The 18,268-nt window shown below is 31.4% G+C and carries 20 protein-coding genes; 15 read left to right on the top strand and 5 right to left on the bottom strand.

Going from position 1 to position 18,268, the window contains the following annotated elements; genetic code table 11:
* Positions 1–84: 84 nt before the first annotated feature.
* Positions 85–399, bottom strand: coding sequence for a hypothetical protein (locus ABNK64_RS05390; protein ID WP_291256567.1), 315 nt, complete (start codon positions 397–399; stop codon positions 85–87).
* Positions 400–1,041 (bottom strand): flavin reductase family protein, encoded by a 642-nt coding sequence (locus ABNK64_RS05385; RefSeq protein ID WP_291256568.1) that lies wholly within the window; start codon positions 1,039–1,041, stop codon positions 400–402.
* 139 nt (positions 1,042–1,180) lie between these two features.
* On the opposite strand from ABNK64_RS05385, the gene ABNK64_RS05380 reads away from it, so the two are divergent.
* From ABNK64_RS05380 to ABNK64_RS05360, 5 genes are all read left to right on the top strand, one after another.
* Positions 1,181–1,840 carry a septum site-determining protein MinC gene (locus ABNK64_RS05380; RefSeq protein WP_291256569.1) on the top strand — a complete coding sequence of 220 codons (660 nt, stop codon included), beginning with the start codon at positions 1,181–1,183 and terminating at the stop codon, positions 1,838–1,840.
* An 18-nt stretch (positions 1,841–1,858) separates the two neighbouring features.
* On the top strand, positions 1,859–2,650 hold the full coding sequence (gene minD / locus ABNK64_RS05375) for a septum site-determining protein MinD (protein ID WP_291256570.1): 792 nt from the start codon (positions 1,859–1,861) through the stop codon (positions 2,648–2,650).
* 8 nt (positions 2,651–2,658) lie between these two features.
* A complete protein-coding gene (gene minE / locus ABNK64_RS05370) occupies positions 2,659–2,922 on the top strand; it encodes a cell division topological specificity factor MinE (RefSeq protein WP_349763732.1) in 264 nt (87 codons plus the stop codon).
* 96 nt (positions 2,923–3,018) lie between these two features.
* Positions 3,019–3,540: a DUF1007 family protein gene (locus ABNK64_RS05365; protein WP_349763731.1), complete on the top strand. Its 522-nt coding sequence runs from the start codon at positions 3,019–3,021 to the stop codon at positions 3,538–3,540.
* The gene (locus tag ABNK64_RS05360) at positions 3,530–4,237 is read left to right on the top strand and encodes a hypothetical protein (protein WP_349763730.1); all 708 of its coding nucleotides are present in this window, start codon (positions 3,530–3,532) and stop codon (positions 4,235–4,237) included. The genes ABNK64_RS05365 and ABNK64_RS05360 overlap by 11 nt, the downstream gene beginning before the upstream one ends.
* A gap of 74 nt (positions 4,238–4,311) precedes the next feature.
* Here ABNK64_RS05360 and adiA read toward each other — a convergent pair whose 3' ends face one another.
* The 3 genes from adiA to ABNK64_RS05345 form a co-directional block, all read right to left on the bottom strand.
* On the bottom strand, positions 4,312–6,621 hold the full coding sequence (gene adiA, locus ABNK64_RS05355) for an arginine decarboxylase (RefSeq protein ID WP_349763729.1): 2,310 nt from the start codon (positions 6,619–6,621) through the stop codon (positions 4,312–4,314).
* A 32-nt stretch (positions 6,622–6,653) separates the two neighbouring features.
* Positions 6,654–8,084, bottom strand: coding sequence for a basic amino acid/polyamine antiporter (locus ABNK64_RS05350; protein WP_349763728.1), 1,431 nt, complete (start codon positions 8,082–8,084; stop codon positions 6,654–6,656).
* A gap of 143 nt (positions 8,085–8,227) precedes the next feature.
* On the bottom strand, positions 8,228–9,037 hold the full coding sequence (locus ABNK64_RS05345) for a Cof-type HAD-IIB family hydrolase (protein WP_300342708.1): 810 nt from the start codon (positions 9,035–9,037) through the stop codon (positions 8,228–8,230).
* Positions 9,038–9,161: 124 nt separating this feature from the next.
* Here ABNK64_RS05345 and ABNK64_RS05340 point away from each other — a divergent pair, with 124 nt between their 5' ends.
* The 10 genes from ABNK64_RS05340 to gltX all read left to right on the top strand — a co-directional run bounded on the left by ABNK64_RS05340 (position 9,162) and on the right by gltX (position 18,234).
* Complete coding sequence (locus ABNK64_RS05340) at positions 9,162–10,181, top strand: type IV pilus twitching motility protein PilT (protein WP_349763727.1); 1,020 nt, start codon at positions 9,162–9,164, stop codon at positions 10,179–10,181.
* Between the two features lie 12 nt (positions 10,182–10,193).
* Entirely contained in the window at positions 10,194–11,609 is a 1,416-nt protein-coding gene (locus tag ABNK64_RS05335; protein ID WP_349763726.1) for a coproporphyrinogen III oxidase, read from the top strand.
* 21 nt (positions 11,610–11,630) lie between these two features.
* Entirely contained in the window at positions 11,631–12,152 is a 522-nt protein-coding gene (locus tag ABNK64_RS05330) for a ComEA family DNA-binding protein (protein WP_349763725.1), read from the top strand.
* Between the two features lie 19 nt (positions 12,153–12,171).
* Positions 12,172–13,062: an Hsp33 family molecular chaperone HslO gene (gene hslO, locus ABNK64_RS05325; RefSeq protein WP_349763724.1), complete on the top strand. Its 891-nt coding sequence runs from the start codon at positions 12,172–12,174 to the stop codon at positions 13,060–13,062.
* 22 nt (positions 13,063–13,084) lie between these two features.
* A complete protein-coding gene (locus ABNK64_RS05320) occupies positions 13,085–13,843 on the top strand; it encodes a TatD family hydrolase (protein WP_349763723.1) in 759 nt (252 codons plus the stop codon).
* Positions 13,844–13,852: 9 nt separating this feature from the next.
* On the top strand, positions 13,853–14,677 hold the full coding sequence (locus tag ABNK64_RS05315; RefSeq protein ID WP_349763722.1) for a putative RNA methyltransferase: 825 nt from the start codon (positions 13,853–13,855) through the stop codon (positions 14,675–14,677).
* A 2-nt stretch (positions 14,678–14,679) separates the two neighbouring features.
* Positions 14,680–15,063: a holo-ACP synthase gene (gene acpS / locus ABNK64_RS05310; RefSeq protein WP_349763721.1), complete on the top strand. Its 384-nt coding sequence runs from the start codon at positions 14,680–14,682 to the stop codon at positions 15,061–15,063.
* Positions 15,053–15,508, top strand: a complete 456-nt coding sequence (locus tag ABNK64_RS05305) for an NADH-quinone oxidoreductase subunit NuoE family protein (RefSeq protein WP_300342695.1) — start codon at positions 15,053–15,055, stop codon at positions 15,506–15,508. Before acpS ends, ABNK64_RS05305 begins: the two co-directional genes overlap by 11 nt.
* Before the next feature lie 12 nt (positions 15,509–15,520).
* Positions 15,521–16,622, top strand: a protein-coding gene (gene prfB / locus ABNK64_RS05300) for a peptide chain release factor 2 (protein ID WP_349763720.1) whose coding sequence is annotated in 2 segments (ribosomal slippage) — positions 15,521–15,592 and positions 15,594–16,622 — 1,101 coding nt in all. Because the reading frame shifts where the segments join, the coding sequence is not laid out codon by codon here.
* A 97-nt stretch (positions 16,623–16,719) separates the two neighbouring features.
* Entirely contained in the window at positions 16,720–18,234 is a 1,515-nt protein-coding gene (gene gltX / locus ABNK64_RS05295; protein WP_291256584.1) for a glutamate--tRNA ligase, read from the top strand.
* Positions 18,235–18,268 lie beyond the last annotated feature (34 nt).

The raw sequence follows: 18,268 nt of genomic DNA, 5'->3' as shown, positions 1-18,268 counted from the left end.
AAAAGCCAAAGAGATTAAAAAATCTCTTTAGCTAATTTTAAAACATATGGCTATTAAGTTTGCAACAGCCCCTTTTTATAATTACTAAAGCTTTATAATAATGTATCTTTTTCCCTTAACTGTAATATATTCCTCTTTTTTCTTATGAAGTTTTTCAAACTTTCTGTGAGTGTATCTTTTGAGTTGTTTAGGAGGATAGTCTTTGTGGAAGGCTCTAAACTCCATAAGTTGTATAGTAGCTGTAATTTCCTCTCTATCTTCAGCTACTAAATAATCATCAGTCCCAAATGTAAAAAGGATATTGTAGTAAATGGGGTCGTTTTTAATCTGTTTGAAATTAAAATTTTTCTTAGTTTGTTCAATAATATATTGCCCTAAAGCATTTAATCTATCTGACATCTATCTCTTTCCTTTCTTTTTAGTTTTATCTTTTTTCTTTTTTATAGTGTTTGTACTTTTTTTCTTCTCAATAGTAGCTTTTTTAGCAACTGAGTATCCAAAGCTACCAATTGCTGTTTTAGGAACAGGAAAATACTCCCCATGAGAGTATGTTATTAAGTTAGCCCATTCAAAATGTATCTTTCCATTTTCATCAATAAGCTTTTCATCAATGTGTGAACATAATACTTCAGCTAAAAATAGATCGTGAGTTCCTAGAGGAATAATTGATTTTACTTTACATTCAATATTTACAGGACACTCATCAATATATGGGCTATTTACCTCTTTCCCCTCCTTCATAGTAAAATTCATCTCTTTGATCTTATCAACTACTCTTCCAGAACGAACTCCACAAAAGTCTGTTTCTCTAGTTAGCCTTCTTGTAGGCAGATTGATAGTAAACTCCATACTCTCTTTTATATAATCGTAGGATAATCTTTCAGGTCTAATCGAGATTGAAAGCATAGGTGGTTTTGTACATACAGTTCCTGTCCAAGCAACAGTAAATACATTATCTTTACCTTCACTGTTTCTACTTGTGACCATTACCACAGGAACAGGATTTAAGACAACACTTCCTTTAAAAATATTTTTACTCATATAATTGCTCCTTTTTTTAAAATTCATTTTAAATTATAACATTTTTTCATATTTCTTACAATAATAATAAGGTGTAGTATTGATTAAATCTTGAACATATGGTATACTCACATTATAAGGACGAAAAAAGGTGGGACTTATGAACAATTACGTTATTTTAAAAGGAAAAAAGGATAGGTTATCTATTTATCTAAATGATGAAGTAGATTTTTTAACAATCAGAGATAGTCTTGTAGAGAAGATAATAGAAGCAAGGAATTTCATAGGAAAAGGACAGATTGCTATTGAATTTACCAATAGAAAATTGAGTGAACTAGAGGAGAATGTACTAATAGATTTAATAAAGGTGAATAGTGATTTGAATATAACCTATGTTTTCTCTGAATCTGATGGTGAAGTTGAACGGATAAAGTTTGTAAAATCTGTAACAGAAGAGGGAATTACAAAATTTCATAGGGGAACTTTACGTTCTGGAATCAAGTTAGAGTATGATGGAAATATAGTAGTTATAGGAGATGTAAATCCAGGAGCATTAATAAGAGCTAAAGGAAATGTTATTGTTTTAGGATTTTTAAACGGAACTGTCTATGCAGGACAAGATGGAGATAGAGATGCCTTTGTAGGTGCAACTCATATGAATCCAGTTCAATTGGTAATAGGGCATACTGTAGCTCAACCTATGCAAAGTAGAATCTTAGATACTAACAAAGTAGACAGAAAAGGTGGGTTTAAGATAGCGTATCTAAGTGGTAAAGAGATAAGAATAGAGGATTTTAGTACTCGTTTATTAAATGATTAAGAGTTAGGAGTGAAAAAAATGGCGAAGGTAATAGTTGTAACATCTGGAAAAGGTGGAGTGGGAAAAACTACAACTACTTCTAATATTGGAGTAGGATTAGCATTAAAAGGGAAGAAGGTACTTTTAATAGATACAGATATTGGACTTAGAAATTTAGATGTAGTTATGGGACTTGAAAATAGAATAGTCTATGACTTAGTAGATGTAGTAGAGGATAGATGTAGAATAGCTCAAGCACTGATAAAGGATAAAAGATGTTCAAATCTTTGTCTATTACCTGCTGCACAAATTAGAGATAAGAACGATGTTAGTCCAGAGCAGATGAAAAAGCTAATAGAGGGATTGAGAAAGGATTTTGATTATATCTTAATTGATTGCCCTGCTGGAATAGAGCAAGGATTTAAAAATGCAATAGCTGCTGCAGACGAGGCGATAGTAGTAACTACTCCAGAGATATCTGCAACAAGAGATGCTGATAGAATCATAGGACTATTAGAGGCAAATGATATAAGAAGTCCAAAGTTGATAGTGAACCGTATAAAAATGGATATGGTCAAAGCTGGAAATATGTTGAGTGTAGATGATATGTTGGATATTTTAGCAATAGAACTTATTGGAGTTGTACCAGATGATGAAAATATAGTAATATCTACAAATAGAGGAGAACCATTGGTATACAAAGGAGAGTCTTTAGCAGCTCATGCATATAAGAACATTGTTGAAAGAATAGAGGGACAGTCAGTTCCATTCTTAGATTTGGATATAAAGTTAAGCTTTTTTGATAAAATAAAAATGGTATTTAGTAAGTAGGTGACAAGATGAGTATATTTAGTTTTTTTAATAAAGAGGAAAAAAAATCAAAGAATGTAGCTAAAGATAGACTTAAGCTTGTGCTTATACATGATAGAGCTATGCTTTCATCTGGAATGCTAGAGCAGATGAAAGATGATATAATTGCTGTTATATCTAAATATGTAGATATAGATAGAGATGCTCTTAATATAGATATTGCTGAAAATCCAGAAAATACAAGAAGAACAACATTGGTAGCAAATATTCCATTGAGAACAAAAAAAGCATAAGAGTTGAAATAATATTTGAAAATTATGATAAGGGGATTGATTTCTATATTTTAGGAATCAATCCTTTTAATTTAAGAGGAGAGTGATTTAAAATTTATGAAAAAATTACTGATTATACTTTATTTTATATTTGTATCAACATTTTTATCTGCACATCCACATGTATTTTTTGAAGGCTCTTTTAATTTAAAATTGAATACAAAAGAAGTAGTAGTTGACTTGGAATTGATATTAGATGAAATGAATACTCTGTTGGTAAAAGAAAATAATGGGAGTGAAGAGCTATATAAAAATATTTTTAATGATTTGAAGATTAGTTACAATGGAAAAATATTGGAGAAAAGTGTTATAAAAAAAGAGATTGATTCTAGCAGTGATAATATAATTTTAAATATTACCTTTAACTTTCCAATAGAATTAAAAAAGGATGATAGATTATTGATTACTATCTATGACAGGGAGTATTTTTATGATTATGACTATGATGAAAACTCTTTTAAAATAGAAAATAATAGTAATTTAAACTTTGTAACAGATTTTAAAGAAAATAAAAAGAAAGCATATTACTATGATATGGTTTATCCTAAAGAATTTGAGGTAATTGTGAATGAAAAATAAAAAAATATATTATTTAGCGTTAATTTTAACATTTTTTCTGGCTATTGTATTTCATAAAAATATATATTTGGGATTACAAAAAATAAATTTGTCTATTATGAAACAGATAGCAATTTCGTTAAGAAAAAAAGATATAGTATATTATCTGCTTTTTGTATTTTGCTATGGTTTTATTCACTCATTTTCTCCGGGACATGGAAAAACTTATATATTCAAACTTAGTTTAAAATATAAAACTTCTAAATTAATAATATTATCAGCTTTGATAGCATATATTCAAGGTGTAATTAGCTATTTTATTGCTATATTTTTTATCAAAGCCATTTCACAACTACAAATTTTAGATATAGCAACTAAAAATATATATGGTATAACTTTAATTCTGTTGTCACTATTTAATCTATTTTTAGAAGATAGAATTAAGTTTCTACAAAGCTCTCATTTTGTTATCGGAATTTTCTTTCCTTGTTCAGGAGTATTAAGTGTCCTTCTCTTGGGTCATACTTTAAATAGGAGTCTCCCTTTCTTTTATTTGATGTTTTGTATGTCTACAGGGGTATTTATTGCTTTAAGTGTATTCTCAATTGTTGTCAAACAAATAAATATTTCTTTAAATTTGAAAGAGAATTATATTAATTACTTTAATTTGGTTATTAATATTTTGATTCTATTTTTAGGTATATATATTTTAATATAAAATAAGTGCTGAGAAGAAAAAATTCTTTTCAGCACTTTTTGTGAGAATTATTAAAAATGCAACAGACCCTTGCCTTATTTTTCTTTTACACAAAGCACATGGTAGATACCATCTATAACTTCAGTTCCCTCTGTATCATGTTCAAATCCAGGGAAAGCTTTATCCCAAAGTGATAGTGCCTCTAGGTATTTTATTTGTGGGCTATTTTCATCACCGAAGTTTTCTCCTGACATAAGCATAGGTATTCCAGGTGGATAAGGAATAACTGAGTTGGCAGCTATTCTATTTACCAATTTGTCTGCAGGAACTAGTTCTACATCATTGCTAACAATTGAGTTATAAGCTTCTCTTGGAGTTATTTCGATTTTAGGTAGACTAGAGTAAGCTTTATTTAAAACTTCGCCTAAATTATGTTCTCTAAGGTATTCAAACATCTTATCTCCAAGATCTTTAATTCCCATATCTTCATAGATCTCCTTGTGACTGTCTACAAGATCAGGTAAAACTTTACTTATAGGGGCATTTCTATCATAAAGTCTTTTAAATTCTGATAGAACACTTACAAGAGTTCCCCATTTTCCTTTAGTTACTCCCATAGAGAAAAGGAACATCAATTGGAAATCAGTAGTTCTAGTAGGTACAATTCCATATTTATTTAGGAAAGCTGAAACTAGAGCAGCAGGGACACCTTTATCTAGTAATTCACCATCTTCTCCCATTCCTGGAGTTAAAATACTTACTTTTATTGGATCTAGCATACACCAATTTTCAGGAAGATTTTTAAATCCGTGCCAAGAATCTTCTGGGTGCATTATCCAAAAATCTTGATCGTTAGCTAGTGTTTTAGTATCAGCCTCATAGAAAGGAACGACTTTACCTGAATGTTTTTCTTTGTATGATTCAGCATTCCAAGGTTTAAAGAACCAATCATTCTCTTTAGTGTATTCGGCATAAAGTTTTCCAATAACTTTACGAAACTCAACAGCTTCCTCTACTACCTCTTCCATTAGAGAGATACCAGATTCTCCATCCATCATAGCAGCAGCAATATCATTTGAAACAGCAATAGCATATAGAGGAGAAGTTGTAGCATGCATCATATATGCTTGGTTAAATCTGTTCTCATCCATTGATTTTTTACCATATCTTACATGAATAAATGATCCTTGAGAAAGAGCATTTAAAAGTTTATGTGTAGAGTGTGTAGCAAAAATAGTTGGTCCTTGATTATATTTTTCAGGCTCACCTCTCATAGCGAAATGATCTTCATAGATCTTATTAAATCTAGCATATCCATACCAAGCTTCATCAAAGTGAATAATATCAGATGAAGATTCTAAAAGCTTTTCTACTTTTTTAGCATTATAAGTAACACCATCATATGTACAGTTAGTAACTACTGAATATACTGGTTTTTCATTTTCTCTGTTTTTCTCTTGAATAACAGGATTGTTTTGTATCTTTTTCAATATTGTCTCTTTTTCCATTTGTTCAGGGAGGATAGGACCAATAATTCCATATCTATTTCTTGTAGGAATCATATATATAGGAAGCCCCCCACCTAAGATTAAACCTTGTTCTATAGATTTATGACAGTTTCTATCAGCTAAAACAATATCGTTATCTTTTATACATGCCTGCATAATTGTTCTATTAGAACCAGATGTTCCACCTAAAACAGAATAAGTTCTATCTGAACCAAAAACTTTTGCAGCATATTGTTCAGATTCACCAAAATATCCAGTATGGTCAAGTAGAGATCCCAATTCAGCTCTCTCTATACCCATATCTGTTCTAAATAGGTTTTCTCCATAGAAATCATAGAACTTCTTACCTACAGCAGTTTTAGTAAAACCAACACCACCTTGGTGTCCAGGTGCAGCCCAAGAGTATTCAGCTTTCTTCTCATATTTCATAATAGCTGCTGCAAGAGGAGGAAGTAGTTGTTTTCTATATCTTTCAATAGCAGCAGAGATACGCTCCATAATGAAAGCTGATGAATCCTCAAGAAGCCATACGTATTCATCAATTAAAGTAAAAGTTTCAGATTTTAAAGAGTCAAGAGCTCTTTCATTTTCAGCAAGTAGAAAAACAGGAACATTCTCTTGTCTTTTATGTAATTGTATAATTAGATGTTCAAGTTTATCCTCTTGACCTTTTATACCATGTTTAGAATCCCAGTCAATAAGCATACAATCAATGTCTTTATTGAGCTTTATAATATCATTAGCATCCTCAATAGAGTTGGCATTTACAATCTGTATTCCTCTTTTTAAGATCTCCTCTTTTAAAGAGTGTAAAGCACCTTTGATACTGTTTTCTTCGTTCTTTTTAAAATCGTGAACAAATAAAACTTGAAATATTTCACCATCTAAACTTTTCATATAAAATCATCTCCTATATATTAAAAATAAATTTATGAATTAAGATTTAACTTACCTAATAAAAGTAAAATAATTGAGATTATACCAATTCCACTTAAGAGAAAAGCTATAACCTTATCTTTACAAGTGAACATATCATTGCTTCTAATCTGTTTTTGTGAAACTACATATACAATAATTCCTAAGGCAAATATTGTAGTAGATACTAGAAGTAAAGATAATTGTGAAGAGAATAAAAGCCAAAGAGTGAATATGGCAGCAATTAAACCAGACATAAAAGCAAATCTTTTCTTTTTAGGTTCAAGATGAGTTAACTTACCACAAGTTACCTCTTTAATTAAGAAAAATGTACTTACAATGTATGGAGGAATAATCATCAATCCTGTTATATCTACAAGGAAAAGCCAAGCATTCTTATTGAATAGAACAACAAGCATAGCTAATTGCATAGCTATTGTAGACATAAGAAGTGAAGATGTAGGAGTTTCATTTTTATCAACTTTTACAAGAAAATTAGGGAAAACTCCATCTTTTGCAGCAATATAAGGAACTTCAGCAGTTATAACTGTCCAAGATAACCAACACCCAAGTAGAGCTATTATAATACCAATATTTACAAAAGTAGCTCCCCAATGTCCTACTATTTTTTCAAGGACATAAGCAGTTGAAGGGTTAGGTAATTTTGATAATTGAGCTTGATGAAAAACTCCGAATGATAGTATTGAAAGTGCAGAGAAAATAACTATACAAACGGCAATTCCTAAGATTGTAGCTTTTCCTACATCTTTTGGATTTCTAGCTCTTCCAGATAAAACTACAGCTCCTTCCAAACCTATGAAAGACCAAAGAGTAATAAGCATAGTACTCTTAATTTGTTGTGTCATACTACCTAAATGCTCAATTTTTCCCATCATATCATAGGTAGCAATATCTGAATTGAAACCTTTTACAAAGAAAAATAGAATGACAGCTAAAACTAAAAGTTTAGCAAAGGTAGCAATGTTATTTAAGAATGTAGCTTTTGAAACACCGCAAATAGCAATAAAATACATCAACCAGATAAAGACAGATCCACCTATAAAAGATTGAATGTTTTCACCGTTAAATATTGGATAAAAGTATCCAATTGTTTGCATTAGCAATACAGCAAAGGCCACATTTCCAAAGATTGAACTTAACCAATATCCCCATGCTATTTCACAACCAACGAATTTTCCAAATCCTGTTTTAGCATAAGCATATATACCTGATTCTAATTCAGGATTGTTATCAGCTAGGATACTGAATGTATTTGCAAGAAAGTAAATTCCAATAGCTGTTATAACCCAAGAGAGGATGACAGCTATGAATCCAGCATCAATACTCATATTGGAAGGGAGATTAAATATACCACCACCAATCATTGAACTGACAACAATTGCAACAAGTCCAATTAAGCCTAATTTGTTGTTTTTAGATTCCATATATACCTCCTGTTTGTTGAATTAATCTCTTTATAACAAGTTTATGTGATTATAATAAGAAGGAATTATGAGAGGAGAAATTGAAAATAAAAAAAGACTGAAAACAGCCTTTTTTTAACCTGTTTTCAGTCTTAATAAATTACCTATTTGTTAAAAATTAATTTGTCAATTAAATATGCCATTCCACCCTCATCATTAGATTTTGAGATGAATGAGCAAACCCTTTTTATATCCTCATTGGCATTGGCAACACAGGCAGCTAAACCAGCAGCTTTAAGCATAGGAAGATCATTGTAAGAATCTCCAACAGCTATACTTTCCTCAATCTTAAGTCCAAGTATATCCACTAATTTTCTAAGAGCCACTCCTTTGTCAACTCCTAGTTTAGTAACCTCTAAGAAGAAAGGTTTAGATATAGCAATACTGTAACTATCACCATATTTGCTCTTTAGTTTTGTATCCACTTCTTTTAAATATGAAGGCTCCTCTAATAACATACACTTAACAGCAGATGTATAGACAGCTTCTTTAAAGTTTTTAACAACTTTGTGTGGCATCTTTGTTAGATCAACTTCAACATCTATATATTCACTCTCAGTTTCAGATATAATTGTATCATCAATATATGTTAAAATATCTGTGTTATTCTCCTTTGCAAAATCATACATAAGATGTAGATCCTCTTTTGTAAGACTAGCTTCAAAAAGATTTTTGTTACTTTTACAATCAGTTATAATAGAACCGTTAAAAGATAGAATAAAACTTCCATATTTTGCTAATTCTAACTCTTCAGCTAGAGCTTTCATAGCGAATGTAGGTCTACCAGAAGCGAGTACAAATTTAACTCCAGCTTCTTGAGCTCTCATAATAGCTTCCTTATCAACTTGAGATATTTTTTTCTCAGAGTTTAAAAGAGTATCATCTAGGTCAGTAAAGATTATTTTATAAGACAAAATATCACCTCAGAATTTTTCTTTACATTATAACATAGAATTAGAATTTTTTCTATTTGAAGAATAGAGAATAAATGGTATAATATATAGTAAATTCTGTATATTGAATAGATGGAGGTAGATGATGTTACTTGAAAATCTTTTGTTAGAAGCTAGAGAACAGAGGGCATCAGACATACATTTAGTATGTGAGGAATTACCAATATTTAGATTAAATGGAAGAATAGAGTTCATAGGAGAGGAGAGAGTAGATAGAAGATTTTTAAATCTATTAGTAGATCTGATCTTAAATGAGAGAGAAAAAAATATCTTATATCAGAATAGAGATTTGGATTGTAGTTTTGAAGATTCTAGAGGATTTAGATACAGGGCTAATTTTCATTGGGAAAAATCCAATATAGCAGTATCTATTAGATTGATAGAGAGAGCCAACTTGAGTATGGAAGAGCTGGGATTACCAATAATTTTAAAAGAGCTACTCAACAGTAAAAAAGGTTTAATTTTGATTACAGGTCCCAGTGGAAGTGGAAAGAGCACAACACTTTCAGCAATGATAGAGGAGCTAAATGAGAGTAAGGCATTGAATATAATAACATTGGAAGATCCTATTGAGTATATTTTTAAGAGTAAAAAATCTTTGATAAGACAGAGAGAGGTAGGTAAGGATACACTAAGTTTTATTCAAGGATTAAAGAGTGTTTTAAGACAGGATCCAGATGTTATAATGGTGGGAGAGTTGAGAGATAGAGAGAGTATAGGAGCTGCTCTAACAGCTGCTGAAACAGGGCATCTAGTCTTGGGCACACTACATACAAACAGTGCAAGTGAAAGTATAAATAGAATAACTGATGTTTTTCCTGCTGAGGAGCAAAACGAGGTAAGAGTTAAATTAGCCTCTACATTGAGAGGTATTGTAAGCCAAAAACTTGTGAACACTCTTCAAGGAAAAAGAGTTGGTGCCTATGAGATATTGGTTTCAACTCCAGCAATAAGCAATTTAATCTTAAATAACAAAACAAATCAAATTAACAGTATAATAGAATTGAATAGAAAAAAAGGTATGATACTTATGAGAAACTATTTAGAGGAGTTGTATAGTAAAAAAATAATTTCTCAAGAGGAGTATGAAGAGAACTTAAAGTAATTGGAGGAAAATGTGTTAATTAATTCAAATTTTCAAATGAATCACAGAAGTATAGAGGAGTTTGCAAGAGTTATGGTACCTGAAGCTTCTGATAAGAGTTTGGATATAAAAATAGAAAAAATAGATGGTGAAATAGTAGTAGAGTTAGAGATTGAAGGGAGAAAAGAGGTATTTAGATATCCTGATCAAGATGGAAGAATAGAGGATCAAGAGATAACAATGGTAAAAATTCTACTGTTAAAGTTTTTTAAAAAAGAGTACTCTTGGGGAGGTTTGATGGGAGTCAGACCAACTAAGGTAGTGAGAAGATTTTTAGCTTTGGGATATAGCTATGAAGAGATAAAGAAGATGATGCAGGAGTTTTTATTAGTAACTGAGGAAAAGATAGATCTTCTAATTGAAGTAGTAAAAAAAGAGTTGGAGTTTTTAGATAGAGAGCATATAAATCTATATATTGGAATCCCATTTTGTCCTACTAAGTGTAAGTACTGTTCATTTGCATCATATGAATTGAGTAGTGGAGTGGGAAGATACTATAAGGATTTTGTAAAAACTTTACTAAAGGAGATCGAATTAACTGGAGAGTTTTTAAAGAGAGAGGATTTTAGAATCTCTTCAATATATATAGGTGGTGGAACACCGAGTACATTGACAGAAAAAGATTTGGAAGATGTATTACAAGCTGTAAATAGATATATAGATATGAGTGAAGTGAGAGAGTTTACATTTGAAGCTGGAAGAGAGGACACTCTAACTGAGAAAAAACTTGAGATAGCTAAAAGATATGGAGTTGATAGAATAAGCTTGAATCCACAAACTTTTAAAGAGGAAACTCTAAAAAAAGTAAATAGAAGATTTAATAGAGAGAATTTTGAAAAGTATTTTATAAAGGCAAAAGAGTTAGGATTTATAGTTAATATGGATATAATAGTGGGCTTGCCAGATGAGACTACTGAAGATGTGCTCTATACTCTTGGAGAGCTAGAGAAGTTTGATATTGAAAACTTGACAGTACACACACTAGCTTTCAAAAGAGCCTCTAATCTATTTAAGGAGAGTCAAGATAGAGTAGAATTAGATGGAAAGAGAATAATAGGTAGAATAAAGGATTTAATAGAGAAAAAGGGAATGTTCCCATACTATCTATATAGACAAAAAAATATAATGGAGTGGGGAGAGAATATAGGATACTCAAAAATAGCTTGTGAATCTGTATTTAATATTGAGATGATAGAGGAAAATCAATCTACTATGGGATTAGGTGGTGGAGCGATCACTAAGATAGTTCTTCCTGAAAATGAGTATAGAGATTATATAGAAAGATATGTAAACCCTAAGGATCCAGCTCTTTATATAAGAGAGATGGAGGAGAGAATGGAAGCTAAGAAACAGCTATTTTTAAGATTGAAAGAGAGAGAAACTATATAATAAGATGATAGTGGGGGAAATATGAGAAAAATTTTTATATTAATAATCATTATTTTTTCAGTATCAATTGGAATTTATGGAAATTCTTTTAAAAACAATGAAAATTTTGATATAATAATGAGTGAAAATGTTTTAGATGAAGAGAGTAAGTTTTTAGATATAAATAGTGCTACAAAAGAGGAGATGGCAGGAGCTGGAATCACTTTGAGATTGGCTAGAATGATAGTGGAGTACAGAGAGGAGACAGGTGGCTTTGAGAATTTAAATGAGTTAAAGAGAATAAAAGGGATAGGATCAGCTACCTATGAAAAGTTAAAGGGCAAGTTTTTGATAAAAACTGAGATAGAGAAGAAACCTCTATATATCAATGAAGCTAATGATCAACTTTTGCAGTATTATGGTTTTGATAAAAAAGATATTAAAAATATTAGGAAATATTTAAATAAAAATGGTAAAATAAGCAGTAATCTAGATTTGATGGAAGTTCTTTCAGAGAAGGATTATAAAAAATATAAAACAATAATAAAGTATGATAAATTTTAAGGAAGTGAAGTGATAGAGAATGGGTAAATTAATAAGAGGAGTTAGTAAGAATGCGAGATTTTTTGTTGTGGATACAACAGATATAGTACAAGAGGCTCAAAATATACATAGATGTAGTCCAACTGCTATAGATGCTTTTGGAAGATTATTAACTGCTGGTGTAATTATAGGAAGTACTTTAAAGGGAAATGATGTATTAACTCTTAGAACAGATACAAATGGAGAGTTAAATAATATGGTTGTAACAGCAGATTCTGATGGAGGAGTGAAGGGATATCTTTCAAATCCAAGTGCTGATGTACCATTAAAAGATAATGGAAGATCTGATGTAGGGACTCTAGTAGGAAAAGGAATCTTAAAGATAATAAAAGATATGGGATTAAAAGAGCCGTATGTAGGTTTATCAGAGATAAATTCAGGTGAAATTGCTCAAGATTTAGCTTATTATTTCTATAACTCAGAGCAAACTCCAACTGTAATAGCTTTAGGTGTAAAATTAAAAGATGAGAATACAGTTGAATATGCTGGGGGATATATGATACAGCTTCTTCCAGATGCTGATGACGATTTTATAACAGCTTTAGAGCAAAAAATAGGAGCTATCAGACCAATGACAGAACTTATGGCTGGTGGAATGGATATAAAAAGAATAGCAAAACTTCTATATGAGGATATGAATGATGAAAATGCTGAAAAATTAGTAGAAGATTATGAGATATTAGAGGAGAGAGAGGTAAAATATAACTGTAACTGTTCAGCTGATAAGTTTTATAGAGGGCTTATAACTTTAGGAAAAGATCAGTTAGAAGATATTTTCAAAAATGAGAAGGAGCTAGAGGCAGAATGCCACTTCTGTGGAAAGAGATATAAATTTGTAGAGGATGATTTTAAAGATATATTAGGAAAATAATAGAGAGTATGAGGTAGAGTAGATGAAATTAATAGATTCACACGCTCATCTAAATAATGAGCAGTTTGATGAAGATAGAGATGAAGTTTTAAATAGAATAAAAGATGAGTTAGAGTTTGCTGTAAACATTGGTTATGATCTTCCAAGTAGTAAGATAAGTGTAGAGTATGCTAACAAATATGATTTTATCTATGGAGTAGTAGGAGTACATCCTGTGGATATTGAAGGTTATAGTGAAGAGGTTGAAAGAGAGCTAGAGGAGTTAGCCAAAAACGAGAAAATTTTAGCTATTGGTGAGATCGGTTTAGATTATTACTGGATGAGTCAACCAAAAGAGGTACAACAAGCTGGTTTTAGAAAGCAGATGGAGTTGGCAAGAAGAGTTGGAAAACCTGTTGTAATCCATTCAAGAGATGCTATGGAAGATACACTTAAAATTTTAAAGGAGTTTCCAGATGTAGGAGGAATATTCCACTGTTATCCAGGATCTGTTGATTCAGCTAAAGAGGTAATAGATAGATTTTATTTGGGAATAGGTGGTGTTTTAACTTTTAAAAATGCTAAAAAATTGGTAGAGGTAGTAAAAGATATACCATTAGATAGATTGATATTAGAAACAGATTGCCCATATATGGCTCCTGTACCAAATAGAGGAAAGAGAAATGAACCTATATATGTGAAGTATGTAGCTGAAAAAATAGCTGAATTAAAAGAGATCTCTTTTGAAGAGGTAGCAAGAATTATCAATGAAAATACTAAAAAAGCATATAAGATGATATAAGGGGAAAATATGATAATCTGTCCTGTTTGTAAAGAAAAATTGATAAAAAATGAGAGAACATATAGATGTGAAAATAACCACTCTTTTGATATGGGAAAACAAGGGTATCTAAATCTTTTACTCTCTAATCAAAAACATAGTAAAACTCCTGGAGATGACAAGGAGATGGTGCTTAGCAGAAAGAGATTTTTGGAAAAGGACTATTATAAGATAATTTCAAATAGTGTAAATGAGCTTATAAAAGAGAATCTTGAGAATAAAAAATCTGTAAATATATTAGATATAGGTTGTGGAGAGGGATATTATACAGGAAATATAAAAAAGTTTTTAGAAAATTTGGAGATTGAGAGCAGAATAGTAGGGATTGATATATCAAAAGAGGCTGTGATAAGTGCAGCTAAAACCTATAAGAATATAGATTGGATAGTAGCAAGTGCTACAAATATTCCAGTAGCAGATGAGAGCTTAGATTTTATCATCTGTATGTTTGCAAAGATAATTCCTGAAGAGAAGATGAGAACACTGAAAAAAGGTGGAAAGTTAATTGTGGTTTCTACTGGTGAGAATCATCTAATAGAGTTGAAAAAAGTGGTTTACGAGAGTGTAAGAACAGAGTTTTACTCACCTATTGAGGATTTAAAAATATTCAAGCACTGTAAAAGAGTAAACTGTGTTGGAAAATCTTTTATAAAAGAAAATGAGAGTATAAGAAATCTATTTGATATGACTCCGTATAAATGGAGAAGTCCCAAAGCTGGAGTTGAAAGATTATTCAGCCTAGATAGTTTAGAGATAACTATTGATGTAAATATTGATGTGTTTGAAAAGGAATAGCTATGATATTTGGAATTGGAAATGATATTATTGAGATAGCAAGAATTGAAAAGGCTATTAAAAATGAGAGTTTCAAAAAAAGAATCTATACAGATCAAGAGATAGAGATAATAGAGAAAAAAGGTTTGGGAAGAGGAGCTAGTTATGCTGGAAGATTTTCAGCTAAGGAAGCAATCTCAAAAGCTTTGGGAACAGGGGTAAGAGGATTTAATCTAACAGATATTGAGATACTAAATGATGAATTGGGAAAACCCTGTGTAATTTTAAAAAATTCTCTGAAAGAGAAGCTAAAAGGTAAGAGAGTTGAACTTTCAATCTCACATTCAAAAGATTATGCAGTGGCTATGGCTATAATCATAGAAGAAGGAGAGAAAATTGATAGATAAAGATTTTTATAGTGAATTAGAGGAGTTTATTGCTAAATTATCAGATAAAAAAGATGATGTAAAAATTTTAAACTATGTACTGGATAGACTTGGAGCTATACCTAAAGAGGTTCAAAAATTTATTGCTGAAAAGACGGGATTGATGGAGATAACCATTGAGAATACTATTAACTTTTATCCTAAGTTTAGAGGAAAGGATTCGAGAGTAAAGGAAGTTGCTGTCTGTGTGGGAATGAATTGTGGACCTGCAGGAGGACAGCAGATATACAACGAGCTTGTAAAAATATTAGAACCTGATGAGAAAGGGTTATCTAAAGATGGGAAGATACTGCTTACTACTAAGAGATGTTTTGGAAGATGTGCTAAAGGTCCCAATGTATCTATTGATGGAGTAATTTATAGTTTGATGAATTTACAAGATGTAAAGAGAAAGCTAGGATTGTAATAGGAGGAAATTTTGGATATATTAGATATAAAGAGAGAGTTTTCTGAGTATAAGAAAAAAATAGAAGATATAAGGGGGTCTCTTTGACTTAGATAAGAGAGAACTTAAGATATCAGAACTTGAAAAAAAGACTATGGAAGATAACTTTTGGAATGACAAAAGGACAAGTTCAGCTATAATAAAAGAGATGAATGGAGAAAAGGAATTAGTTGCTGAGTTTAAAAATCTTGTATCAGAGATTGAAAATGAAGAGGTTCTTATTGAGTTTGTAGAACAGGGAGAAGTAGATTTTCAAGATGAGTTAGAGGAGAAACATCAAATTTTAGGAAGAGATGTAGAGCATTTTGATACTAGACTTTTATTAGATGGTGACTATGACTCTAACAATGCAATTGTAACTATACATTCAGGAGCTGGAGGAACAGAGGCTTGTGATTGGGCTGATATGCTATATAGAATGTATTCAAGATGGTGTAGTGATAAAAAGTATAAGATAAGTGAGATGGATTTTATGCCTGGTGATAGTGTTGGAATAAAATCTATAACCTTTATGATAGAGGGAATGAATGCTTTTGGATACTTAAAAAGTGAAAAAGGTGTACATAGACTTGTAAGAATATCACCTTTTGATGCTAATAAGAAAAGACATACCTCTTTTGCCTCTGTTGAGGTAGTGCCAGAGGTAGATGATAGTATAGAGGTAAATATAGATCCAACTGAGATAAGGGTAGATACGTATAGAGCAAGTGGAGCTGGAGGACAGCACGTCAATATGACAGATTCAGCTGTTAGAATTACACACTTTCCTACAGGTATAGTTGTAACTTGCCAAAGAGAGAGATCTCAGTTGAGTAACAGAGAGACTGCTATGAAACTTCTAAAATCTAAATTGATAGAATTAGAGATGAAGAAGAAAGAGGAAGAACTTAGAAAGTTACAGGGAGAACAGAGTGATATAGGTTGGGGAAACCAAATTCGTTCATATGTGTTTCAGCCATATACTATGGTAAAAGATCATAGAACAAACTGTGAATCTGGAAATATTAAGGCAGTTATGGATGGAGATATAGATATATTTATCAATGGATATTTGAGATGGAATAAGCTAAAATAATAAAAATTGGGAAAAGTTACAAATAACACTTTAAAAAATTAAAAATTGTGATAAAATTTAGAGAAAACTATTTATTATTTATATGGGAGAGGGAACAATGGAAAAAAAAGTAAGAACAAGAATAGCTCCATCACCTACTGGAGATCCTCACGTAGGTACAGCTTATATAGCTTTATTTAACTTAGCATTTGCTAATTCTAATGGAGGAGATTTCATCCTAAGAATAGAAGATACTGACCAAAATAGATATACTGAAGGGTCAGAGCAAATGATATTTGATGCCCTTCACTGGTTAGGATTAAACTATGCAGAGGGTCCAGATGTATCTGGAGAGTATGGACCATACAGACAATCAGAGAGATTCCATCTATACGGAGATTATGCTAGAAAACTTGTTGAACAAGGTGGAGCATACTACTGTTTCTGTACTCAAGATAGACTTGAGAAATTAAGAGAGAGACAAAAAGCAATGGGAAAAGCTCCTGGATATGATGGACACTGCCGTTCATTAACTCCAGAAGAGATCCAAGCTAAATTAGATGCTGGAGAACCTTATGTAATAAGATTAAAGATGCCTTATGAGGGAGAAACAGTTATTCACGACAGATTAAGAGGGGATATTGTATTTGAGAACAATAAGATAGATGACCAAGTACTTTTAAAAGCTGATGGATTCCCTACTTATCACTTAGCAAACGTAGTTGATGACCACTTAATGGGAATAACTCACGTTATAAGAGCAGAAGAGTGGATAGCATCAACTCCTAAACATATCCAATTATATAAAGCATTTGGTTGGGATCAACCTGAATTTATCCACATGCCATTACTTAGAAATGCTGATAGAACAAAAATATCAAAGAGAAAAAATCCTGTATCATTAATTTGGTATAAAGAAGAGGGATACTTAAAAGAGGGAATAGTAAACTTCTTAGGATTAATGGGATATTCATTTGGAGAGAATAAGGAGATATTCACATTACAAGAGTTCATAGACAACTTCAACATTGATAAAGTGTCTTTAGGAGGACCAGTATTTGACCTTGTAAAACTTGGATGGGTTAATAACCACCATATGAGAATGAAAGATATCAATGAACTTACAGATCTAGCTATACCTTTCTTTAGACAGTTAGGATATGTAGGAGAAGAGGTATCTGAGCATGAGTACAGAGCTCTTGTTAAGATAGTAGAGATTTTAAGAGAATCTGCTCAAACTCTTAAAGAGATAGCAAAAGAATCTGCAGTTTACTTTGAGGATACATTTGAACTTCCAGTAGTAACTGAAGAGATGAACAAAAAAGAGAGAAAAAGTGTAGAGAAACTAAATGAATCTATACTTGATCCAGTTGGAAAAGAGTCAATAAAATTGTTTATGAAAAAACTTGAAGCTTGGGAAGGAGAAGATTTCACAGTAGAAGAGGCTAAGGAATTACTACACTCTACATTAGATGAAATCGGAGAGGGACCTGCTAAAGTTTATATGCCACTTAGAGCTGTTATTACAGGACAGGCTAGAGGTGCTGACCTATACAACGTTCTATTTATAATTGGTAAAACAAGAACATTAAATAGAATGAAAGCTATGATAGAAAAATATAACGTATTATAAGATTAGATGGTGCTAATTTTAGCACCATCTTTTA

Origin of the sequence: Fusobacterium sp. SYSU M8D902 (assembly GCF_040199715.1) — a bacterium.
GTDB lineage: Bacteria > Fusobacteriota > Fusobacteriia > Fusobacteriales > Fusobacteriaceae > Fusobacterium_A.
The sequence above is the reverse complement of the archived record's forward strand: the minus strand, read 5'-3'. Positions and strand labels throughout refer to the sequence as shown.